Below are 22,737 nucleotides of genomic sequence, written 5' to 3' on the forward strand. Positions count from 1 at the left end.
CTTTATGACATAGCACGCTGATTCGCTATAATGCGCAGCAATTTAAGCAAGAGTAAAAAGTGACGATATGAATTCTCTGTTTGCCAGTACGGCGCGTGGGCTCGAAGAGCTGTTGAAAAGTGAGCTAGACGCGCTGGGTGCGCAGGATTTGCAGGTGGTGCAGGGCGGCGTCCACTTTCAGGCCGACGACCATGTAATGTACCAAAGCCTGCTGTGGAGCCGTCTGGCTTCGCGCATTTTGCTGCCGCTGGGAGAATTTGGCGTCTGGAGCGATCTCGATCTTTACGTGGGGGCGCAAAGTATCCCGTGGACCGAGATGTTCGACAGCAACACCAGTTTTGCCATCCATTTTAGCGGCACCAACGAGGTGATCCGCAACAGCCAGTTCGGTGCGCTGCGCATTAAAGATGCCATCGTCGATAGCTTTACCCGCCAGAATCTGGAGCGCCCGAACGTTGATCGTGAACAACCGGGCATCCGCATCAATGCGTGGCTGAACAAAGATCGCGTCAGCATCGCGCTGGATCTAAGCGGTGATTCACTGCATCAGCGCGGCTATCGCCAGCAAACCGGCGCAGCGCCGCTAAAAGAAACCTTAGCGGCAGCCATCGTGATGCGTTCCGGTTGGCAGAGCAGCACGCCGTTGGTCGATCCGATGTGTGGTTCCGGTACGCTGCTGCTGGAAGCGGCGTTGATCGCCTGCGATCGCGCGCCTGGCCTGCTGCGTACCCATTGGGGCTTCAATCGCTGGAAGAAACATAATCAGGCTGCATGGCAGGAAGTTCATGCTGCCGCAAAAGAGCGCGCGCGCGTGGGTACCGCCGCTGCGACCGCCCGTTTCTTTGGCTACGATAATGACAGCCGCGTGCTGGAATCGGCGCGCGCCAACGCCCGTCGTGCAGGCGTGTTCGAGCTGTTCACCTTTGCGCAGCAGGATGTGATTAAGCTGAAGAATCCGCTGGCGGGCAAAGAGATTACCGGCACGGTATTGAGCAACCCGCCGTACGGTGAGCGTCTGGAAAGCGAACCGGCGCTGATTGCGCTGCACAGCCAGCTGGGCCGCATCATGAAGCAGCACTTCGGCGGCTGGAATCTGTCGCTGTTCAGCGCTTCGCCAGAGCTGCTGAGCTGCTTGCAACTGCGTGCCGATCGCCAGTTCAAAGCCAAAAATGGCCCGCTGGAGTGCGTGCAGAAAAACTATCAGCTGGCTGCGACCAGCGCAGAAGGCGGCGCGCAGATCGCCGAAGATTTTGCTAACCGTCTGCGCAAGAACCTGAAGAAGCTGGATAAATGGGCGCGTCAGTCGAATATCGATTGCTATCGTCTGTATGACGCCGATCTGCCTGAGTACAACGTAGCGGTCGATCGTTACGCTGATTGGGTGGTGATTCAGGAGTATGCGCCGCCGAAAACCGTGGACGCGAACAAAGCGCGTCAGCGTCTGTTCGATGTGATCAGCGCTACGCTGAGCGTGCTGGAGATCCCGGCCAATCGTCTGGTAATGAAGACCCGCGAGCGCCAAAAAGGCAAAAGCCAGTATCAAAAGCTGGGCGAGAAGGGCGATTTCTTCGAAGTGCAGGAATTTGATGCGCGTCTGCTGGTGAATCTCACCGATTATCTGGATACTGGTTTGTTCCTCGATCACCGTATCGCGCGCCAGATGCTGGGCAAAATGAGCGCAGGCAAAGATTTCCTCAATCTGTTTGCGTATACCGGTACCGCCAGCGTACACGCCGGTTTAGGTGGCGCGAAAACCACCACCACCGTGGATATGTCGCGTACTTATCTGGAGTGGGCCGAGCGCAACCTGCGCCTTAACGGTTTAACCGGCCGTAATCATCGCCTGATGCACGCCGATTGCCTGAGCTGGTTGCGTGAGAGTGACGAACAGTTTGATTTGATCTTTATCGATCCGCCGACGTTCTCTAACTCTAAGCGCATGGAAGACGATTTCGACGTGCAGCGCGATCACATGATGCTGATGCAGAACCTGAAACGTTTGCTGCGTCGCGGTGGCACCATTATGTTCTCCAACAACAAGCGCGGCTTCAAAATGGATCTCGACGGCTTAGAACGTCTGGGTCTGCAGGCGCAGGAAATTACCCAAAAAACGCTGTCGCAGGATTTCGCGCGCAACCGTCAAATTCACAACTGCTGGCTGGTTAGCCACGCCGGTAAGGAATAAGTTTTATGTCACTGATCAGTATCCATGGCGCTTACCTCTCGTTCAGCGATGCGCCGCTGTTGGATAACACCGAACTGCATATCGAAGAGGGCGAACGCGTCTGTCTGGTTGGCCGTAACGGCGCCGGTAAATCGACGCTGATGAAAATCATCAACGGCGAACAGCCGCTGGATGACGGCCGCATCATTTATGAGCAGGATTTGGTGGTGGCGCGTCTGCAACAGGATCCGCCACGCAACATTACCGGTTCTGTTTATGACTTCGTTGCCGAAGGCGTGGCCGAGCAGGCGGAGCATCTCAAGGCTTATCACGCGATTTCCCATCTGGTGATGGAAGATCCGAGCGAGAAGAACCTGAACGAGATGGGTCGTTTGCAAACCATCCTTGACCATCAGAATCTGTGGCAGCTGGATAGCCGCATCAACGATGTGCTGCAGCAGATTGGTCTGGATGCGGATACCGAGTTGTCTTCGCTGTCTGGCGGCTGGCTGCGTAAAGCGGCGTTGGGCCGCGCGCTGGTGAGCAACCCGCGCGTACTGATGCTCGACGAACCGACCAACCACCTTGATATCGAAACCATTGATTGGCTGGAAACGTTCCTCAAGACATTCACCGGCAGCATCATCTTCATTTCGCATGACCGTTCGTTTATTCGCAACATGGCGACGCGCATTGTCGATCTTGATCGCGGCAAGCTGGTTTCCTGGCCGGGGAACTACGATCTGTTCCTGACCGGCAAAGAAGAAGCGCTGCGTGTCGAAGAGATGCAGAACGCCGAGTTTGACCGCAAGCTGGCGCAGGAAGAAGTGTGGATCCGTCAGGGCATCAAAGCGCGCCGCACGCGTAACGAAGGCCGTGTACGTGCCTTGAAAGCGCTGCGTAACGAGCGCTCTGCACGTCGTGAAGTGATGGGCAAAGCCAATATGCAAGTCGGCGAAGCGGCACGTTCAGGCAAAATCGTGTTTGAGATGGAAGATGTCAATTACAGCGTGGGTGGCAAAACCCTGGTGAAAGACTTCTCTACTCAGGTGCAGCGCGGCGACAAAATCGCCCTGATTGGCCCGAACGGTTGCGGTAAAACCACCTTGCTGCGTTTGATGCTGGATCAGCTGAAAGCCGACAGCGGCCGCGTGCATTGCGGTACCAAGCTGGAAATCGCTTACTTCGATCAGCACCGCGCTGAGCTGGATCCGGATCGTACCGTGATGGATAACCTCGCTGAAGGTAAACAGGAAGTGATGGTTAACGGCAAACCGCGCCACGTGCTCGGTTATCTGCAGGACTTCCTGTTCCATCCGAAACGCGCCATGACGCCGGTGCGCGCCTTGTCCGGCGGTGAGCGTAACCGCCTGCTGCTGGCGCGTCTGTTCCTCAAGCCAAGCAACCTGCTGATTCTCGATGAACCGACCAACGACCTTGACGTCGAAACGCTGGAATTGCTGGAAGAGCTGGTGGATGGTTATCAGGGCACCGTGATGCTGGTGAGCCACGACCGTCAATTCGTCGACAACACCGTGACCGAGTGCTGGATCTTTGAAGGCAACGGCGAAATCGGCACCTTTGTCGGTGGCTATCACGATGCTCAGCAGCAGCGCGCAGCCTATAAGCAGGGCAAAGCCTCGCAGGCTAAACCGGCTACACCGGTGAAAACCGCTGAGAAAAGCGACGCCGCCAAACGTCCGGCCAACAAGCTAAGCTATAACCTGGCACGTGAGCTGGAACAGCTGCCACAAAAACTCGAGCAGCTGGAAACCCGCATCGGTGAGTTGCAGGCTAAAATGAGTCATCCAGATTTCTTCAGCCAGCCACACGATAAAACCCAGCCGGTTCTGGATGCGTTAGCGCAAACCGAGCAGGAGCTGGAAGTGGCGTTCGAACGCTGGGAAGAGCTGGAAGCACTGAAAAACGGCGCGTAATCGGAAGGAGTCAGCATGTGTGCAGCGGATCAAGCGCATCAGTGGAGTCTTTGTCCACAGTGTGATTTAACAGTAAAGCTGCCCGCTGTACCGGTTGGCAGCCGTGCGCGTTGCCCGCGTTGTCACACCACGCTGCAAGCCAACTGGCAGGAGCCGCGTCGACGTCCGACCGGCTACGCCTTTTCGGCCCTGTTCATGCTGGTGCTGGCCAATCTGTTTCCTTTCATCAATATGCACGTCGCGGGATTGAGCAGCCAGATATCGCTGCTCGAAATCCCCCAGGTGATGGATCGCGAAGATTACCGCAGCCTGGCAACGCTGTTTCTGCTGTTTGTGCAGGGCATTCCTGCCTTCTGCATGATCACCATTATTCTGCTGGTCAATAACGTCCGCATGCCGCACAGCCTGCGGCTTGGGTTGGCGCGCGTGCTGTTTCAGCTGCGTAGCTGGGGCATGGCGGAAATTTTTATGGCCGGCGTGCTGGTCAGTTTCGTTAAGCTGATGGCGTATGGTGAGATTGGCCTCGGCAGCAGTTTTTGGCCGTGGTGTCTGTTCTGCGTGTTGCAATTGCGCGCTTTTCAATGTGTTGATCGCCGTTGGGTGTGGCACCGCATCAATCCGTTACCGCCGTTGCCGAAAACGCCGCTGGCCGGTGTTAGCGGCCTCAAGCAAGGTTTGCGTAGCTGTCCGTGTTGTACCGCGATTCTGCCCGCTGACCAACTGGCGTGCCCGCGTTGTGGTGTGAAGGCGCATGCGCGCCGCAAGCACAGTTTGCAATGGACGCTGGCGCTGCTGATCACCTCGGTGATGCTCTACATTCCCTCAAATATCATGCCGATCATGGTGACCGAAACGCTCGGTTCGCAATATCCTTCGAACATCATGGCCGGAGTAATTTTGCTATGGAGCGACGGTTCGTGGCCGGTGGCGCTGGTGATCTTCATCGCCAGTATCATGGTGCCTTCGCTGAAAATGCTGGCGATTGCCTGGCTGTGCTGGCACGGCAGCGGACGCGGTGGGCGCGATGATGAAAAGATGCACGTGGTTTATGAGGTGGTTGAATTCGTTGGCCGTTGGTCAATGATTGATGTGTTTGTAATCGCCGTTCTCTCTGCGCTGGTGCGGATGGGTCGGCTGATGAGCGTGTATCCTGCGCCAGGCGCGCTGCTGTTTGCCATGGTGGTCATCCTCACCATGTTTGCCGCAATGACCTTTGATCCGCGCCTGCTGTGGGATCGACAACGAGAAACTGAACGTAAGGAGCCGCGTCTTGACGGACAACCATCACGGGACTGCTAAGGTCGACCAGATTAAACGCTGGTCGCCGGTCTGGATTGTACCTATCGTCACGCTGTTAATCGGCGGATGGATTCTTTTTTATCACTTCAGCCATCAGGGCCCGGAAGTGACGCTGATTACCGAGAATGCGGAAGGCATCGAAGCCGGTAAAACCACCATTAAGAGCCGCAGCGTCAACGTCGGTGTGGTGGAAAGCGCGGTTCTGACCGACGATTTGCACCATGTAGAGATTAAAGCGCGTCTTAATTCGGGCATGGAAAAGTTGCTACAGGGCGACAGCGCATTTTGGGTGGTGAAACCGCAAATTGGTCGCGAAGGCATTACCGGATTGGGCACGCTGCTTTCCGGTGCCTATATCGAGCTGCAGCCGGGCGCTAAGGGCGATAAGCCGGAACGTTATCAACTGCTGGATGCACCGCCGCTGGCGCCGCCGGATGCCAAAGGCATTCGCATAACGCTCGACAGCAAAAAAGCCGGTCAGCTTAATGCGGGCGATCCGGTGCTGTTCCGCGGTTATCGCGTAGGTTCAGTGGAAACCAGCAACTTTGATACCGATAAACGCATGATGACTTATCAGCTGTTTATCTCGGCGCCTTATGATCGCCTGATCACCACCAACGTGCGTTTCTGGAAAGACAGCGGTATTGCCGTCGATATGTCTGCATCAGGCATGCGCGTAGAGATGGGATCGCTCACTACGCTATTCAGCGGCGGCGTCAGCTTTGATGTGCCGGACGGCGCTGAGCTGGGCCGGGCGGCGGAGAACAAGGCGGAATACCATCTGTACGACGATCAGCGCAGCATCCAGGATTCGCTCTACAGTGCTCATACCGATTTCCTGCTGTTCTTCACCGATTCGATTCGCGGCTTGCAGGTTGGCGCACCGGTTGAGTTCCGCGGCATTCGTTTGGGTACGGTGTCACAAGTGCCTTATATGATTCCGGGCGTGAATCAGGCGCTGAATACTGATTATCGTGTGCCGGTGCTGATTCGCATTGAGCCGGATCGGTTTGTTAATCGCCTGGGCGGAGATTTCAATCTTGAGCAGCATCTGCAGGATGGCAAAAAACGCGGTCTGCGTGCGACGCTGAAAACCGGCAACCTGCTGTCTGGCGCGCTATTTATCGACCTCGATTTCTACGATAACGCACCGGCGTATCAAGGCCCGAATCAGGTGGCTGGCCTGGAAGTGATTCCAACCGTCAGCGGCGGCCTGGCGCAGATTCAGCAGAAACTGATGGCGGCGCTGGATAAGATCAACGGCTTGCCACTTAATCCAGTACTGAATGAAGCCACAGGTACCTTGAAAGAGAGCCAGCGCACCCTGCAGCGGTTGCAGAAAACGCTGGATAACCTTAATCAGGTCACGGCGAATCCGGCGATGAAAACCCTGCCTTCAGACATGCAGCAAACCCTGCGCGAACTGAACCGCAGCATGAAAGGGCTGCAGCCAGGTTCACCGGCTTACAGCAAGCTGGTGGGCGATATGCAGCGGCTTGATCAGGTACTGCGAGAACTGCAGCCGGTGCTGAAAACGCTGAATAGCAAAAGTAACGCGCTGGTGTTTGAGGCCAAGCCGGGCCAGGATCCACAGCCAAAGAGGGCGAAACAGTGAAAAAAGGGCTAATTATCGGGGCGCTGTTGCTGCTGGCAGGCTGCAGCAGCACCATTGAAAATACCTATTATCAGCTGCCTGCGGGCAGCAATGTGGCGCGCGTTGAAAGTGCCGCGGGCACTGGCCAACCGATGATTTGGGTTGAGCAAGTAACGGTACCGGATTACATGGCGGGCAATGGCCTGGTCTATCAGACCAGCGATGTGAAGTACGTGATTGCAGCCAATAACCTGTGGGCCAGTCCGCTCGATCAACAGCTGCAGCAAACGTTGATCAGTAATCTCAGTAAAGCGCTACCTGGCCGCCTGGTTGCCGGTGCGCCGCTGGGCGACACGCACGATACGCTGTCGGTAAACGTTACCGGTTTCCAGGGACGCTACGATGGACAAGTGGTGGTGAGTGGCGAATGGTTACTGCAGCATCAAGGACGCCTAATCAAACATGGCTTTAATCTGACGCTGCCGCAAACCGAAGATGGCTACGATGCGCTGGTACGTACTCTGGCTCTCGGCTGGCAGCAAACCGCACAACAAATCGCAAATAGTGTCGTTTCGCTAAATTAAGATTTGTTCGATGCTTATGCTAAGTCCTTGATTTACTGTAGTGTGATCGCAGTCAAATCAGGGGCTTTTTTTATTGCCTAATCAGCCAGATAGACAATCAACTGACAACTCTACATGGCACTTTAACGTCAAAAACATGACATTGGCGTGAATTTTGCGCATTGACCTTTCTTCGGCATCGGGTTAGAACATTACTGTGGTTGAACATTATATCGCCACTCTTTCTTTCCACCCAGATTCCACCAGACCTGAAATGAGGGAAACGAGGCATGAAGAGACAGAAGAGAGACCGCCTGGAACGAGCACATTCACGAGGCTACCAAGCCGGTATTACGGGCCGCTCGAAAGAGATATGCCCTTATCAATTGATCGATGCACGGTCTCACTGGTTGGGAGGTTGGCGTCAAGCCATGGAGGACAGGTCAGCGGTGGCCTAGCACTGCTGGATGTCTAACATTATGGAAGAAACCTCCGCTGCGTGCGGAGGTTTTCATTTGGAAGGATTAGAAAGCTGAGGTGTCTTTGAACAGACCCACTTTCAAATCGGTCGCAGAGTAAATCAGGTTCCCGTCAACAAAGACTTCGCCATCTGCCACGCCCATCACCAGTTTACGGTTAATCACACGTTTGAAGTGAATTTTATAGGTCACTTTTTTGGCGGTAGGCAGGACTTGTCCAGTGAACTTCACTTCACCCACGCCCAACGCGCGGCCTTTACCTTCTGCGCCCAGCCAGCCGAGGTAGAAACCCACCAGCTGCCACATCGCATCGAGGCCGAGGCAACCCGGCATTACCGGATCGCCAATGAAGTGGCAGTCAAAGAACCACAGGTCAGGGCGGATATCCAGTTCGGCTTCGACGAAACCTTTATCGAATTTACCGCCGTCTTCGGTCATTTTGACCACGCGGTCCATCATCAACATGTTGTTGGATGGAAGCGGCGGTCCATTTTCGCCAAACAGTTCGCCGCGACCCGAGGCAATCAGGTCTTCTTTACTATAGGATTCGCGTTTATCTACCATGTTCTCAATATGCCTTCTTTTAGTGAAGCCCGAATATTAGCGAACAGTTGTACGCTGAGCAATGTTATCGGCTGTGGTTGAACCAGTTGAGCCAACGCAGTGGCCACGGACGCAGGCGAGCTTCCTGCTGGTTCAGCTGGGTAATACGTTCCTGAATGGTGCTAAGCAGAGATTCGCCGCTTTCACTCTGCCAGGCAATGCCGGTCAGCAGCGGCAACGCTTCATCTACGCTCTCAATGGCCCAAAGATGGAATTGTCCGGCCTTAACCGCTTCCACAACATCCTGATTCAGACTGAGATGGCGCGCGTTACTGGCAGGGAAAATGACACCTTGCTTGCCGGTCAATTCACGTGAATGACAGATTTGGAAGAAGCCTTCAATTTTTTCGTTCAGGCCGCCGACGGGCTGCACGTTACCAAACTGATCAACTGAGCCGGTCACCGCAATCTGCTGGTTAACCGGCTGATTAGCCAGCGCACTGATTAACGCACAGAGCTCGGCCAGCGAGGCGCTGTCGCCATCCACTTCGGAGTAGGATTGTTCAAACACCAGTGAAGCGGAGAAGGGCAGCTGTTGCTCCAGCTCCAGCTCGGCAATCAGGTAGGCTTGCATAATCATCATGCCTTTCGCATGGATGTTGCCACCTAATTCGGCTTTGCGCTCCACATCGGTGAACTCGCCATCGCCCGGGTGTACCACACAGGTAATGCGCGAAGGTTCTCCCCATGGACGCGGATGGCCTGGGAACTCAACCACCGAAAGGCCGTTGATTTGCCCAACCACTTCGCCTTCGGTTTCAATCATGATCTGATTAAGCAGAATTTCATCACGCATGCGATCGGCGAGGAAGCCTTCACGCCATTGGCGCGCTTCCAGCGCTTCTTTCAATGCTTCGCCATTGATGCTGTCGCCATGCAGCGCCGCTTCTTGCAGCTGGCGACGCAGCCAGCGCGGGCAAAGCGGCAACGTGTCTTGATCACCGGTCATGCGTGCTGCTTCGGTGATCAACAATGGCCAGAAATCGGCTTCAGGCTGCGCTAATCCGGCTTGTTCGGCTTGCGTTAGCGTCCACTGGCACCATGACGTCATGTCATCTTCGTCGAGAATTTGTAAGCTCTCTTCGAATTCGCTATACAGCGCCATCTCATGAACTTCGACGTCCATTTCCTGGAAGGCGGCCAGTGCATCACGGTCGCCACACAGTACCAGACGCAGTTGCAACGGTAGCGGGGGAATGGCGACAGGCAATGGTTGACGCTCATCCTGTGAATACCAATCGAAGCGACCTTGCTCAATACACTTACGCAAACGCAGCCACAGTAGCGGCTGAGCCAGTAAAGTGTTGACCGCAAGAATTAACGTACCGCCATTGGCGCGATGCAGTAAGCCCGGTTCAGGCTGCACACGGTCTTTATATTGACGTACGCAACCGAACAACTGTTCAGCTTCAATCCAGTCGGCGAAATGCACGCCGCCCTGGCTGGTGAAGGGGCGATTGATATCGGTTGGCGGTAGAAGACTGACGGTATCGCCCATCACATGATAGTCGCCACCGTAAAGAGAAATCTCATCCGGCTGGAAACGTTGCGCCGCATCGGCGATGCAGGCCAGGTAATCGCTGTTTTCCTGACTGCGTAACAGCAGCAGCGGAAAACCCAGGGTTTGATGATGCAAATGCGCCAGCGCATTCAGCAGACGCGGCTGAACCGCGGCAAGACTATCGCAATCTTCCAGTGAGACGTTCGAGAAAATGGATTGGTAGCGGTCGCTATCCGGCTGCAGGGCTTGCCACGTAATTTGAGTGCTGGTCAAAATATTCGCATTAGTCTGATTTAGGAAAAGCGCGATTATACAGGAATCAATTTGGTTAATCACGGCGGAGTTCCGGCCCGGATTGTGACGGCTGCAACATGTTTTTCCTTGCTGCATCCAGGAAAAAAGCTGTTATTCTTAGTTTGTTACGTGATCACGATGAGATTCCGATGAAATACCAGCAACTCGAAAATCTTGAAAGTGGATGGAAGTGGAAATACCTGGTGAAAAAGCATCGGGAGGGTGAACTGATCACCCGTCATCTTGAGCTTAGTGCGGCGCAAGCTGCGGTCGATACGTTGTTGTCGATGGAAAACAGCCCGGTTGAGGTTAACGAGTGGATCGCCCAGCACATTCATCCAGATTTGGAGAATCGTCTCAAGCAGACGATACGTGCACGTCGTAAACGTCACTTTAATGCTGAGCATCAGCACACGCGTAAGAAATCGATCGATCTGGAATATCTGGTGTGGCAGCGTCTGGCAGGATTGGCGCAGCGTCGCAGTAATACGCTGTCAGAAACCATAGTTCAGTTAATTGAAGATGCTGAACGCAAAGAGAAGTACGCCAGCCAGATGTCTACGCTGAAGCAAGATCTGCAGGCGATCCTCGGAAATGGTGGCTCGGAAAAAGAGTAGAATCCTTTTCGTTCTCATTACATTCAGCCATAAAAAAACCCCGCCTCAGCGGGGTTTTTTACTGCGTGATAACTTAAGCCTGTGGCTGAGTTACAACGTCTTTGATACCTTTCACGTCGATTTCAACGCGACGGTCTGGCGCCAGGCAGTCGATCAGGGCATTGCGGCCTTTCACGCTGTCACAGGTGTTGCCAGTAACTGGGTTGGATTCGCCCATACCGCGTGCAGAGATCTTGTTAGAAGGGATACCTTTAGATACCAGGTAATCAACTACAGATTGCGCGCGCTTCTCAGACAGTTTCTGGTTGTACTGCTCTGAACCGATGCGATCGGTGAAGCCCAGTACTACAACAGAGCCGTCTTTCGGATCCATTGAGCTCAGCTGGCTGTACAGCTGATCAAGAGCCTGCTGACCTTCTGGCTTCAGAGTAGATTTGTTGAAGGTGAACAGAACGTCAGACTTCAGGGTGAAACGCTTGGTTTCAACAACTGGCGCTGGAGCTGGAGCCGGAGCTACAACTGGCGCTGCATCTTCATCCTGACCGAAACGGTAAGAAACGCCTACGCTCAGCATGCTGTTGTCTGGACGTGCACCAACGGTACCTGCGTCACCGATGTTGTTAACCCACTGGTAGTCCAGGCGAGTTGCCCAGTTTTTGGTCAGTGCGTATTCAACACCAACAGCAGCCAGCGGAGAAACGCCGGTGTCGTGGTCGCTGATGCGGCCAGTAGTTGGGTTGGTCTGAGTAGAGTCAGCACGCCATACCATACCACCCAGACGGGTGTAGACATCGAAGTCTTCGGTAATTGGGTAGCTCAGTTTAGCAGCCAGCTGAACGCCTTGTGCTTTGAATGCGCCATTGGTCACGGTGCCTTTGTTAGGCATACGGCCCAACCAGTCGTAGCCCAGCTCGAAGCCCAGGTACGGGTTCGCCTGATAACCCAGGAATGCACCAGCACCCAGCTGAGATTCATGAGTTGGACCGTTGTTGTTCTCATAACCGTTACCGTAGTAACCAGTATCGTGATACTGAGACCAGCCCAGTTTAGCACCGGTGTACCAGGTGTTATCTTTAGGTGCGGCCTGCGCTACGGTAGCGAAGCCAGCCAGTGCCACTGCAATTGCGATAGCTGTCTTTTTCATTTTTGCGCCTCGTTATCATCCAAATAGGCAATGAGCAAAAAGGTTGCTCTTTGTGTTAATCCTTCGCCGGGTCTAAACGCTCGCTTTTGACTCTACCGAAAAAACGGAGGTTATTGAGCACCCTGGCGAGCTAAAGTCTACAACGAGATTGGAAACTTACAAGTATGATGTGACGCCGGGCAGCAAAAAAACAGCGATTTATACACACATTTTAACAAATCATATGGCTAAATCTTCGGTATTAGAAAACAAAAAAGCGTCTAAGCCATTGTCATAGCTGGCGGGAAAAGAATCAGTAGCTTAGATGCAACTTTTGCAAAAAAAATGCTGAGAAAATTCCTGGATTTACTTAATGAAACAAATCTGAGGGAATTTTTGACGCATTGGGTTGTCTGGAATGAGCATATTTACGTCCCTGTGGACGCAAAATCAGACCGAGTGCTTCACCTTCCGCCGCTGCTTGTTCCAATTCTAAACGCTCTTCATCACTCAATTCGTACGGAATCCAGGCAAGCACGACGCTGTAGTTACCTGTACGTAATGCCTTCACCATACTTTCAACGGTGTTAAAACGCTCAGATTCGGTGATATGCATACTCTTTTCTAACGGTAATCCCGACTGCTGCATCCAGCTACGATTTAGCTTATGAGCCGGAGTGAGCCACAGCTGCCAGCGCGATTGCTCGCTCAACTGTTTTAGTACCGGAAGCAGCATAAGTTGCATCATTTCAGGTTGTTCGCTGGAGCGCAGTTCAGTGATTCCACCCAGCGAAGGTTGCGCTAAGCCAGGTGAAGCGAAACGATGTGAACGATCAGCAGGGCCAGAGAAATGAGTACGCATAATTTAATCACTCAGTAATGAACTGTATGGATGTACAGTAATGGCTTCCTGGATAAAGATCAACCTCAATTTCTGAAAACGCCTCGCAATTTCTGCACAAGATCCCGCACTCCTGCTTTTATTCATTGAACAGCTAAATCGTTTTTTTTATCTTCTAACCAGATGAATCTGCGAGCTTTTATAGGAAATTTCCCGCGCATGGAATCCATTGGAGGGGGCGTTATGAAGAGATATAACCCGGTAGTTGAGCAATCGAAAGCGCAGTTGGCGGCATTAGGTAAAATTGAATCACGTACGCAATTTGGGGGGTATGCGCTAACTATTGAGAAGGTGATTTTTGCTTATATCAATGAAGATGCGCTTTATCTCCGAGCCAGCGAGGCGCTTCACGTCTATAACGCACAGCGTTCACTCGAACCGCTGATTTACCGCAAGCGTGGCGTGCCGGTGACCTTAAGCTACTTCAAAGTAGATACACAGTTATGGCAAAACCCCGAACAATTATTGCAGTTATCGGCTAGCTCATTGCGCGCCGCACAGGAGGAAGCGGCTACCAGACTTGTCTCGCTGCGATTGAAAGATCTGCCGAATTTAAGCCTGCGACTGGAGCTGATGCTGCATAAGGTGGGGATCAGTTCGGTGCGGTTGCTGTGTGAAACAGGATCGCGACAAAGCTGGCTGAAACTACGCGCGGTCAATAAGCACATTGGGTTAAAAACGCTGTTGGCGCTGGAAGGTGCAATATCAGGACATCATGAGGCGGCGTTACCCAGCGCCATCAGGCAAGAGCTCTACGCCTGGTATCTAAAAATGCTCCGCCAGCATGCGGCGGCGGAGCATCAGCAGCCTTAATCGTTGACGAGGGTGCGGCGTAGACGGGCAATTTCGGGCAGCAGCGCGACCAACAATCCTAATTGCTGAATCACTAATGGTGCGCGTGTATCCGGGCTGTTTTTCATCTCGCCCATGCGCTGCATTAGCGCCTGCTGCATCTCTGTGGCTTGCGCATCCGTAACCCGATCAATCTGCAGCACATCTTCTATGAAGCAGACCGCGTCATCCAGTAAGGTCAGCAAGGTACTATCTGCCAGCTGTTCGCGATGCGCTCCAAGCGCCGAGATATAGCTGAGGAAGGAGTGGTTCAGACACAGCAGTCGAAACGCATTCTCACGTAGCGGTTGTTGTAGCTTAAGTTCACCACTGATGTTTGACACCACTGACGCTAGCTCAGCATCGGCGTTATGCGCATCGCGACGTGCCACGCGATAAGCCAGACGATTGTCCTTGCCTTGATGGTATTGCTCCATAATCGCATCCAGATAGCGGCAGTTGGCTTCCAATGTTCGATCGGCAACGGCGGTGATTTTGCGAAAACGCCAGTCGGGCCAGACAAATGCCACGGCTAGCCATGCCAGGCCACAGCCAAGCAAGGTATCCACCACGCGCGGTAGCGCCACTTCAAAGCCTTCGCCGAGCAAATTGAAGCACAGCAGAACCAGCAAGGTGATAAACAACGTGGCTTGCGCATATTGAACCTGGCGGAATGCGAAGAACAGCACGCCGCTCAGCACGATCAGCACCAGCTGACCTTCAATCGAGGGCACCAGCCACAAGACCGGCAGGCCGATGGCGATGCCGGCTAAGGTACCGCCAATACGCAAGGCGAGGCGTCGTCGGGTGGCGTTGTAATTGGGCTGGCAGACGAACAGGCTGGTCAGCAAGATCCAGTAACCGCGATCGACGCCGGTGATTTGAATAAAGGCGTAGCCAACACACAGCACTAGCGACATACGCACTGCATGGCGGAACAGGGCCGATTGTGGGCTGAGATGGCGACTCAGGCGTAAGCGGATATCCGCCCAGCCGCTGAGCCCTTCCCGTGACAGATGGTGATCGCTCTGCGGGGACGGTTCGGCCAGCATCTGCTCTGACTCAATCGATGCCAGTTGCGCATCAATGGCACGCAGATTACGCAGCAGCCAGAACAGTGCGTGAATGTGTGGATCCTGCGGCTCGTTCTGCTGAAGGCGTTGCAGCGCGGTTTCCAGCCGTTCAAAGGTGCGTTCAAAATGGCTGTCGTGATGCCACGGCTGACGCAGCAAAATGGTCTCCGCCAGTTGCCGACACGCGCGCGCTTGCATGTTCATCAGGCGCTGGAAACGGAACAGCACTTCGTTGTAACGCCAGTTATCACGCAGCAAATGATATTGCAGATGCGAGGAGCTGGCGCGTTCATGGATATCCTGCGCGACAAAATAGTAGTGCAGGCTGCGACGCGTGCTGCGTGAACCGCGGTCGCCACGCAAACGACTTTGAATGGTGCTTTTAGTGAGATTGAGCTGGGCCACCAACTGGCTGTTGACCATCGCCGTGGCAACCAGCGTAGCGTCATCCTGATCGCCGCCGTCAGGATCAAACAGGTTTGCTTTGGCTTCAAGATAGCGCGCCAGCTGGGAAAAACTGCCTGCCAGCTGTTCCTGCACCGGGCGCACCGGAAACATCAAATGACCAACAAAGGTCAGCAAGTTGTACCAAAGGGCACCGATCAACAGCAGCGCTGGCTGCATCCACCACTGCGGGAACAAGCCGATGCCCAGCATGGTATAAACCGCAATCAGCAGCGCACCAAAGGCGATGGTGGCATAACGCTGTCCCAGCGCACCGAGCAAAATAAAGCCCCAGCTGGAAAGCGCCAGACCCAGAGCAAACGCCCACGGATGGGGGAACAGCAGTTCCACCGATACCGAAGCAATACAGAAACAGACCAGCGTGATCAACAGGTTGCGCACGCGCCCAATCCAGCGATCGTCGAGATCCGCCAGCGCCGCGGCGACTACACCCAGCGTCAGCGGAATGGTCCACTCGATTTGGTGCAGCCACCACGGCACCGCCGCGCATCCGGTCAAAGCAAAGAAGATGCGCAGCAAATAGCGCAGGCTGCTGTTAAACAGATAACGTCGCCAGCCTGGCAAGGCGTCATGAATCATTGAACGGCCTCAGTAGCGGCGACGCGCATTGGCTTCACGCGCGGCCTGCGCTTCTTCAACGGAGACCACGCGACGGCCGACCGGCCACAGCGCAATCGCGGCAATTTTGAAGTTGGCGATGCCAACAGGAATGCCGATGATGGTCAGACACTGCACGATACCGGCCGAGATATGCGCCAGACACAACCACCAGCCAAACAGTATCAGCCAGAAAATGTTAAGGAAGGTGCCGCCGGTATTCATCACATGGCTTTTACTGTCGGGACGCAGCACATCGACATGCACCGCTTCGTTGCCAAAGGGAAGCAGAGACAGTTTGGTAATTTCCCAGCAGGAGCGCGTCAACGGCAGCGTAAAAATCAGCACGATGCTCACCAGGGTGGCAAACAGCCAGCTGAGGGTGGTGAAAAAGCCGCCGAGAATGAAATTAAGAATGTTAAGTACGGTACGCATAAACGTGTTTTTCCTTTTGCAATCCGCAATATGTGGCGCCAAGTTTAGCCTGTTTTAAGGCTGGAGCGCCAAGAGTCTGACAGGTAAACTGCGCGATATCGAATTCCACATGACGGTGCGGACATGGAACTGAAAGCAACATCAATGGGTAAACGTCTGGCACAGCATCCCTATAATCGGGTGCGCTTGCTGGCCGCCGGCGTGGAAGTCAGTGGCGATCGCCATGAATATCTGATTCCGTTTAACCAGTTGCTCAACATTGCCTGTAAACGCGGCATGGTGTGGGGCGAACTGGAGTTTCTGCTGCCAGATGAGAAAGTGGTGCGCCTGCATGGTACCGAATGGCAGGAAACGCAGCGCTTTTTCCACTACTTGCAGCACGCCTGGCAGCAGTGGAGTAAGGAGATGAGCGAGGTGAGCGCGGAGGTGTTGGTCGCGCTGGAGCAGGAAATCCTCGCCTTCACCCAGCAGGATCGCTGGTTGAAACGCAGTGAGCTGAGTGCGGTAAAAGAGAGCATTACGCGCCAGTTTTCTGCCTTGCCGTTGCCTCTCGCGCGCATTGCCGAGTTTGACAACTGTCGTGAGCGCTGGGAATTCTGCCAGCAATGGCTGGAGCAAGGTGAAGCGGCGATCCGCCAACGCAATCGCCAATGGACCAGCAAGATCCTCAGCGACTATCACGAATTCTTCTCCACCGTTGAAACTACGCCGCTCAATCCATCGCAATGCGAAGCTGTAGTGAATGGCGAAGACGCGCTGCTGGTGCTGGCGGGGGCGGGCAGTGGCAAAACCTCGGTGCTGGTGGCGCGCGCGGGTTGGCTACTGAAACGCAAGCTGGCGCAAGCGGATCAAATTCTGTTGCTGGCGTTTGGTCGTCAGGCGGCAGAAGAGATGAATGACCGTATTCAAACGCGCCTTGGTGAAAGCGCGATTCAGGCGCGTACCTTCCATGCGTTGGCGCTGCATATCATCCGCGAAGGCAGTAACAAACAACCGGTGATTAGCAAGCTGGAAAGCGACAGCAAGGCGCGGCGACAGTTGCTGATAGAGACCTGGCGCGAGCAGTGCAACAGCAAAAAAGCGCAGGCCAGCGGCTGGCGTCAGTGGTTGCAGGATGAGCTGGAGTGGGAGATTCCCGAAGGTCCCTTTTGGCAAGATGACAAACTGGCGCAGCGCATCGCATCGCGCATGGAGCGCTGGCTGGGCTTGATGCGCATGCACGGCGGCGCGCAGGCGGCAATGATCGCGGATGTGGCAGAAGCGCAGCGCGATAATTTCAGCAAGCGTGTCAAACTGATGGCGCCACTGTTAAAGGCATGGAAAAGCGCGCTGAAAGAGGAGGGCGCGGTCGATTTCTCCGGGCTGATTCATCAGGCGATTGCCATTCTGGAGAAAGGGCGTTTTATCAGCCCGTGGAAGCATATTCTGGTCGATGAGTTTCAGGACATCTCACCGCAGCGAGCCGCACTGCTGACGGCGCTGCGTCAGCAAAACAAGCGAACCAGCCTGTACGCGGTGGGCGATGACTGGCAGGCAATCTATCGCTTTAGCGGTGCCGAAATGAGTTTGACCACCGCGTTCCATCACTATTTCGGCGATGGCGATCGCTGCGTGCTGGATACCACCTATCGCTTTAACGATCGTATTGGTGAGATAGCCAATCGCTTTGTACAACAGAACCCGCATCAGCTGCGCAAGCCGTTGAACAGCTTGTGCAAAGGTAATAAAAAATCGGTGACTTTGCTGCCGCAGGATCAACTGGAAGCGCTGTTCGATAAACTGAGCGGTTATGCCAAACCCGAAGAGCGCGTACTGCTGCTAGCGCGTTACCACCATTTGCGGCCGGCAATCCTCGATAAAGCTAAAACGCGCTGGCCAAAGTTAAAGCTGGATTTCATGACGATCCATGCCAGCAAAGGACAACAGGCGGATTTTGTTATTGTATTGGGGCTGCATCAGGGACGCGACGGTTTCCCGGCACAAGCGCGGGAATCCATCATGGAAGAGGGTTTGCTGCCGCAGCCGGAAGATTTCCCGGATGCGGAGGAGCGACGGCTGGCGTATGTGGCGATGACGCGTGCGCGCCAGCAGGTGTGGCTGATGTTCGATAAAGATCGGCCTTCGGTATTTGTCGAGCACCTGCGCGAATTAGGTGTGCCACAAAGCCGTAAGGCCTGATGATTAGGGTTTCAGGCGTTCGGCGAGATAACGCTGATAGTCTGGAATCTGAATCTCAATCTGTTGGGCAAACTTCGGTGACTGGATAATAAAATCTGCGGTGGTGCGGTTATTGGCCACCGGGATATTCCACACCGTGGCGAGGCGCAGCAGCGCTTTGACATCTGGATCGTGCGGCACCGCATTCAGCGGATCCCAGAAGAAAATCAGCACATCAATTTTACCTTCCGAAATCAACGCACCCACTTGCTGATCGCCGCCCATCGGGCCGCTTAGCATGGCGTTAACATCCAATCCGGTATGACGATTAATCAGATTGCCGGTGGTGCCGGTAGCGTACAACACATGCTGTTGCAGCGTGCTTTGGTTGGTTTGCACCCACTCCAGCAGCGAGGCTTTACAGTGATCGTGTGCAACGAGGGCGATATGTTTCTGAACCTGAAGGGTACGAACGGTCTGCTCCATAGGGCTTCCTGTTTCTTCTCATGCATTATGTGTTAATGCAGGAGTTTACCCCTGGCGTTTCATCACTATCAACTTGCGCGTAAGGTTTTCATCCAGCTAATAAAACGCAGACGTGTGGCGGCATCAAAACGCTTGAACCAGCCATGCAAAGAGGGAAGATCGCTAACGTCTTGCCAGGCGTAATCCAGATTCAACTGCGCCTCGCTGGCGCTCAGCGAATGTAAGGCAAAACGCGGAACCGAAGCGGCGTGGGCATCACGATTATAATTCACCATCGCCTTTTCGAAATCGTTATCACCTGGCTTCGGCAAATGGTCGCGCAGGCTGGTGATTTCTATGCCGCGTTCATCAATCAGTTGAAAGTTGAGGGTTTTGTCGAAGGTGGTACGTTCACGACGATTAGTGAGCGCAGGCAAGCGAATTGCCACCGAATGGGCATTGGCGCTGAAAGTGACAATCATCGGCACGGATTGAAAGTGCGCGGCGTCAGTGCCCGGTTTTTCCACACGAAACAGAAACTGATGCTGCCCACGATCCAGCTCAAGGCTGCCTGCGCCTTTCAACAGCGAACCAGAAATTTTACGCCCGTCCAGCACCAGCAGTTCGATCTCGGGATCGAGCTTGAGAGTGATGGCCTGGCATGAGGCTGATACGAGCAACAGCAGTAAACCCGTAGCAGTTAAAGACAGCTTCATTTCAACTCCCGGCAGAAGGGGGTAAATCGATTATGTGTAGCAAAGTATTACATTATGGCAGTAAATTTACATTTTTACATATTTATTCGTGCTGCTGCGCAAAGTTCTGGTGACCAACAGTTGCAGCCTGATGCGCAATGCCATCTACACTTAAGCGAATGAACCAGGAGAAAAAAGATGAATGATCAAACGATTCGCGATGTGCTGACTAAAACCAAACGTATCGCGTTAGTGGGCGCCAGCGACCGCCCCGATCGCCCGAGCTATGGCGTGATGAAATATTTACTTGATCAGGGATACGAGGTGATTCCGGTGAGTCCTAAATTGGCGGGACAGCAACTTCTTGGTCAAACCGCCTATGCCACGCTGGCGGATGTACCCGGAAAAGTGGATATGGTAGATGTGTTTCGCAATGCCGAAGCGGCATGGGGCGTAGCGCAGGAAGCGATCGCCATTGGAGCGGATACGCTGTGGTTACAGCTGGGCGTGATTAATGAGCAGGCGGCGGTGCTGGCGCAAGACGCGGGTATGACCGTAATAATGGATCGCTGTCCAAAAATTGAAATTCCTCGGCTGGGGATTAGGCACTAAAACAGAAACGGCGACCTGAGTCGCCGTTTGATTAATGTCTCAGGCTGGGTGCCTGCAGCTGTTGCCGAATTGACGCGGCCAGCTCATCCATTGAAGGTTGTTCGGGATGTTCGAAGGAGGTTTCCCCCGCCAGCTGAACTTCAGCGACATAGGTATGCACCTGATCGCCTTCTTCATCTTCCATCACCACATGATACCAGGGCGCGGCGCGCAGCGTTTCGCTGGCAGCGACATCATCAACTTCTGGCTCATCAAGCGAAAACTCCGGATCGACATCCACGATAACGCCGAGCACCCCGGAGAGACGATGTCGGACCTGCTGTCCAATTCCAAATTTAGTCGTAATCATTGTGACCTCCCAAAAGACTGCCCTGTAACCAATATGGAGGCAGGGACAGCGTTTTCAAGTCACAGCACGCGGCAGGCAAAACCTTTCAGATAAAGCCCTTCAGGATAGCTGGCGATCACTGGATGGTCGGCTGCCTGACGGAACTGCTCTATAAATTGTACATCACGACCGGCATCAACGGCGGCATCAGCGATGATTTTCTGGAACAAATCGGTTGGCATCAGGCCAGAACAGGAGAAGGTCAGCAATACGCCACCGGGATTCAACAGCTGAATGGCCAGCATATTGATATCTTTATAGCCGCGACACGCGCCCATCAACTGATTTTTATTTTCAACGAATTTCGGTGGATCCATGACGATCAGGTCGAACTTTTCGCCGCTGTCGCGATAACGACGCAGCAGTTTGAACACATCGTCACGCACAAACTGGGCACGCGACACATCCAGACCATTGAGTTCAACGTTCTGTTTCGCCACGTCGAGTGCGTCTTGCGAAGTATCAACGCTAATCACTTCACAACAGCCGCCCATCAAGGCAGAAACCGCAAAACCACCGGTGTAAGAGAAGCAGTTCAGCACGCGTGCATTATCTGAGTAGCCACGCGTGGCAAAACGGCTGTCACGCTGATCAAGGTAATAGCCGGTTTTATGACCGCCCTGAATATCCACCAGCAGCTTCATGCCGTGTTCAGTAATCGGCAGCAGCGGTGGCGGCAGTTCACCCGAAACCGGCCCTTGCGCCAGCTCCAGTCCCTCTTTTTTACGCACCGCCACGTCTGAGCGATCGTAAATAGCGCAATCCGGGAAACACTGCTGTAAGGCGGAGACGATGGCCGGACGCTGATACTCAGCACCCGCAGATAACAGCTGCATCACCAGGAAGTTGCCGAAGCGATCGATGGTTACGCCCGGCATGCCATCAGACTCACCGGCAATCAGACGATAGCTGTCCAGCCCATCACGTTTCGCCAGCCAGTCACGCCACAGCTGGGCTTGCTTAAAGCGGCGCACGAAGAAGGTGATGTCGATTGACTCATCCTGTTGCCAACTCCAGACGCGTGCGCGAATTTGTGATTGCGGAGAATACGCGGCGCGAGCCAGCCATTTGCCATTGCTGTCACAGATATCAATGGTTTCACCAGACTGGGCTTTACCTTCCATACGTGCAACGGCACCAGAGAACACCCACGGATGGCGGCGGAGCAGGGATTTTTCACGTCCCTTTGTGAGAATCAATCGAACGGTCATAGTTTGCTATGCTTACCTGAAAAAATGAGGCGCCATTTTCCGGCGGATGGCGGCAAATTGCAACGCAAGGTGATGGGAGAACGCAATGGCTACCGCATGCTGTAAAATTTGGGTGCACGGCATCGTGCAGGGCGTGGGGTTTCGCTACCACACCCAAGCGCAGGCCAGAGAATTGAATCTTAACGGTTATGCGCACAATCTGGCGGACGGCAGCGTTGAAGTGCTGGCGTCCGGTGAGGCGCAGCAGGTCGATGCATTGATCAGTTGGCTCAAAGCGGGTGGGCCGCGCAGCGCGCGGGTGGATAAAGTGCTGGTGGAGCCGCATCAGCCCAGGGAAATGCCGACCCGATTCACCACCGGCTGATTACAAGCATTTCGCCGGTTTTGGCAATCCGGCAATTTTGGTCGCCTGCTTTGCCGGGCCTTCCGGGAACAGACGGAACAGATAGCGGCTGTTGCCTTTCTCCTCGCCATACTTTTGCGCCATGGCTTTCACCAGCATGCGCACCGCCGGCGAGGTATTAAATTCCTGGTAAAAGTTGCGCACAAAGTGCACCACTTCCCAGTGCGCGTCACTCATCACGATCGCTTCTTGCTCCGCGATGGCAGCAGCCAGCGGCTCGCTCCAGTCCGCGCTATTTTTCAGATAGCCTTCCGCATCGGTGGCAATCTCTTTACCAGCAAAATTCACAGTCATTCCTCATGGCGTTAATCGACACATTGTAAATTCGCC

22 protein-coding genes are annotated in these 22,737 nt (G+C 54.1%); 11 read left to right on the forward strand and 11 right to left on the reverse strand.

The window, feature by feature from the left end; translation table 11 throughout:
* Positions 1-67 precede the first annotated feature (67 nt).
* From rlmKL to rmf, 6 genes are all read left to right on the forward strand, one after another.
* Positions 68-2,185 carry a bifunctional 23S rRNA (guanine(2069)-N(7))-methyltransferase RlmK/23S rRNA (guanine(2445)-N(2))-methyltransferase RlmL gene (gene rlmKL, locus ACYAC5_RS07045; RefSeq protein ID WP_192234381.1) on the forward strand — a complete coding sequence of 706 codons (2,118 nt, stop codon included), beginning with the start codon at positions 68-70 and terminating at the stop codon, positions 2,183-2,185.
* Between the two features lie 5 nt (positions 2,186-2,190).
* Positions 2,191-4,101: an ABC transporter ATP-binding protein gene (locus ACYAC5_RS07050; protein ID WP_137385513.1), complete on the forward strand. Its 1,911-nt coding sequence runs from the start codon at positions 2,191-2,193 to the stop codon at positions 4,099-4,101.
* A 15-nt stretch (positions 4,102-4,116) separates the two neighbouring features.
* Positions 4,117-5,400, forward strand: a complete 1,284-nt coding sequence (gene pqiA, locus ACYAC5_RS07055; protein ID WP_192413834.1) for a membrane integrity-associated transporter subunit PqiA — start codon at positions 4,117-4,119, stop codon at positions 5,398-5,400.
* Positions 5,372-7,015, forward strand: a complete 1,644-nt coding sequence (gene pqiB, locus ACYAC5_RS07060) for an intermembrane transport protein PqiB (RefSeq protein WP_101760926.1) — start codon at positions 5,372-5,374, stop codon at positions 7,013-7,015. Before pqiA ends, pqiB begins: the two co-directional genes overlap by 29 nt.
* Positions 7,012-7,578 carry a membrane integrity-associated transporter subunit PqiC gene (pqiC, locus tag ACYAC5_RS07065; protein WP_101760925.1) on the forward strand — a complete coding sequence of 189 codons (567 nt, stop codon included), beginning with the start codon at positions 7,012-7,014 and terminating at the stop codon, positions 7,576-7,578. Before pqiB ends, pqiC begins: the two co-directional genes overlap by 4 nt.
* Before the next feature lie 269 nt (positions 7,579-7,847).
* Complete coding sequence (gene rmf / locus ACYAC5_RS07070; protein WP_071531634.1) at positions 7,848-8,015, forward strand: ribosome modulation factor; 168 nt, start codon at positions 7,848-7,850, stop codon at positions 8,013-8,015.
* Positions 8,016-8,081: 66 nt separating this feature from the next.
* Here rmf and fabA read toward each other — a convergent pair whose 3' ends face one another.
* Positions 8,082-8,600: a bifunctional 3-hydroxydecanoyl-ACP dehydratase/trans-2-decenoyl-ACP isomerase gene (gene fabA, locus ACYAC5_RS07075; protein WP_101760924.1), complete on the reverse strand. Its 519-nt coding sequence runs from the start codon at positions 8,598-8,600 to the stop codon at positions 8,082-8,084.
* A 64-nt stretch (positions 8,601-8,664) separates the two neighbouring features.
* Positions 8,665-10,530, reverse strand: coding sequence for an AAA family ATPase (locus ACYAC5_RS07080; RefSeq protein WP_462062664.1), 1,866 nt, complete (start codon positions 10,528-10,530; stop codon positions 8,665-8,667).
* Positions 10,531-10,583: 53 nt separating this feature from the next.
* Here ACYAC5_RS07080 and matP point away from each other — a divergent pair, with 53 nt between their 5' ends.
* The gene (gene matP / locus ACYAC5_RS07085) at positions 10,584-11,051 is read left to right on the forward strand and encodes a macrodomain Ter protein MatP (protein ID WP_008101445.1); all 468 of its coding nucleotides are present in this window, start codon (positions 10,584-10,586) and stop codon (positions 11,049-11,051) included.
* Positions 11,052-11,124: 73 nt separating this feature from the next.
* Here the strand turns inward: matP and ompA are convergent, their stop codons facing one another.
* Together ompA and sulA are read right to left on the reverse strand one after the other, a co-directional pair.
* Positions 11,125-12,195, reverse strand: a complete 1,071-nt coding sequence (gene ompA / locus ACYAC5_RS07090) for a porin OmpA (protein WP_101760922.1) — start codon at positions 12,193-12,195, stop codon at positions 11,125-11,127.
* Between the two features lie 349 nt (positions 12,196-12,544).
* The gene (gene sulA, locus ACYAC5_RS07095) at positions 12,545-13,036 is read right to left on the reverse strand and encodes an SOS-induced cell division inhibitor SulA (RefSeq protein WP_350261767.1); all 492 of its coding nucleotides are present in this window, start codon (positions 13,034-13,036) and stop codon (positions 12,545-12,547) included.
* Positions 13,037-13,258: 222 nt separating this feature from the next.
* Between sulA and ACYAC5_RS07100 the strand changes: the two genes are divergently transcribed.
* Entirely contained in the window at positions 13,259-13,888 is a 630-nt protein-coding gene (locus tag ACYAC5_RS07100) for a TfoX/Sxy family DNA transformation protein (RefSeq protein ID WP_101760920.1), read from the forward strand.
* Here the strand turns inward: ACYAC5_RS07100 and yccS are convergent.
* Positions 13,885-16,023 carry a YccS family putative transporter gene (gene yccS, locus ACYAC5_RS07105; RefSeq protein WP_462062665.1) on the reverse strand — a complete coding sequence of 713 codons (2,139 nt, stop codon included), beginning with the start codon at positions 16,021-16,023 and terminating at the stop codon, positions 13,885-13,887. The two genes, ACYAC5_RS07100 and yccS, sit on opposite strands and share 4 nt — an antisense overlap.
* A gap of 9 nt (positions 16,024-16,032) precedes the next feature.
* Positions 16,033-16,476, reverse strand: coding sequence for a YccF domain-containing protein (locus ACYAC5_RS07110; protein ID WP_008101434.1), 444 nt, complete (start codon positions 16,474-16,476; stop codon positions 16,033-16,035).
* 123 nt (positions 16,477-16,599) lie between these two features.
* Here ACYAC5_RS07110 and helD point away from each other — a divergent pair, with 123 nt between their 5' ends.
* On the forward strand, positions 16,600-18,654 hold the full coding sequence (gene helD, locus ACYAC5_RS07115; protein WP_462062666.1) for a DNA helicase IV: 2,055 nt from the start codon (positions 16,600-16,602) through the stop codon (positions 18,652-18,654).
* 3 nt (positions 18,655-18,657) lie between these two features.
* Here the strand turns inward: helD and ACYAC5_RS07120 are convergent, their stop codons facing one another.
* Together ACYAC5_RS07120 and ACYAC5_RS07125 are read right to left on the reverse strand one after the other, a co-directional pair.
* Positions 18,658-19,119: a methylglyoxal synthase gene (locus ACYAC5_RS07120; RefSeq protein WP_101760917.1), complete on the reverse strand. Its 462-nt coding sequence runs from the start codon at positions 19,117-19,119 to the stop codon at positions 18,658-18,660.
* Between the two features lie 68 nt (positions 19,120-19,187).
* Positions 19,188-19,814, reverse strand: coding sequence for a YccT family protein (locus ACYAC5_RS07125; protein WP_192234368.1), 627 nt, complete (start codon positions 19,812-19,814; stop codon positions 19,188-19,190).
* 177 nt (positions 19,815-19,991) lie between these two features.
* Between ACYAC5_RS07125 and ACYAC5_RS07130 the strand changes: the two genes are divergently transcribed.
* Positions 19,992-20,405: a CoA-binding protein gene (locus ACYAC5_RS07130; RefSeq protein ID WP_101760915.1), complete on the forward strand. Its 414-nt coding sequence runs from the start codon at positions 19,992-19,994 to the stop codon at positions 20,403-20,405.
* A 31-nt stretch (positions 20,406-20,436) separates the two neighbouring features.
* Here ACYAC5_RS07130 and hspQ read toward each other — a convergent pair whose 3' ends face one another.
* Together hspQ and rlmI are read right to left on the reverse strand one after the other, a co-directional pair.
* Positions 20,437-20,754: a heat shock protein HspQ gene (hspQ, locus tag ACYAC5_RS07135; RefSeq protein WP_008101422.1), complete on the reverse strand. Its 318-nt coding sequence runs from the start codon at positions 20,752-20,754 to the stop codon at positions 20,437-20,439.
* 59 nt (positions 20,755-20,813) lie between these two features.
* Positions 20,814-22,004, reverse strand: a complete 1,191-nt coding sequence (rlmI, locus tag ACYAC5_RS07140; protein ID WP_192413823.1) for a 23S rRNA (cytosine(1962)-C(5))-methyltransferase RlmI — start codon at positions 22,002-22,004, stop codon at positions 20,814-20,816.
* Positions 22,005-22,089: 85 nt separating this feature from the next.
* Between rlmI and yccX the strand changes: the two genes are divergently transcribed.
* Positions 22,090-22,368 carry an acylphosphatase gene (yccX, locus tag ACYAC5_RS07145; RefSeq protein ID WP_192413821.1) on the forward strand — a complete coding sequence of 93 codons (279 nt, stop codon included), beginning with the start codon at positions 22,090-22,092 and terminating at the stop codon, positions 22,366-22,368.
* Here yccX and tusE read toward each other — a convergent pair whose 3' ends face one another.
* Positions 22,369-22,695 carry a sulfurtransferase TusE gene (gene tusE / locus ACYAC5_RS07150; RefSeq protein WP_101761038.1) on the reverse strand — a complete coding sequence of 109 codons (327 nt, stop codon included), beginning with the start codon at positions 22,693-22,695 and terminating at the stop codon, positions 22,369-22,371.
* Positions 22,696-22,737 lie beyond the last annotated feature (42 nt).

The sequence above is a fragment of the Pantoea sp. y20 genome, from assembly GCF_054903455.1.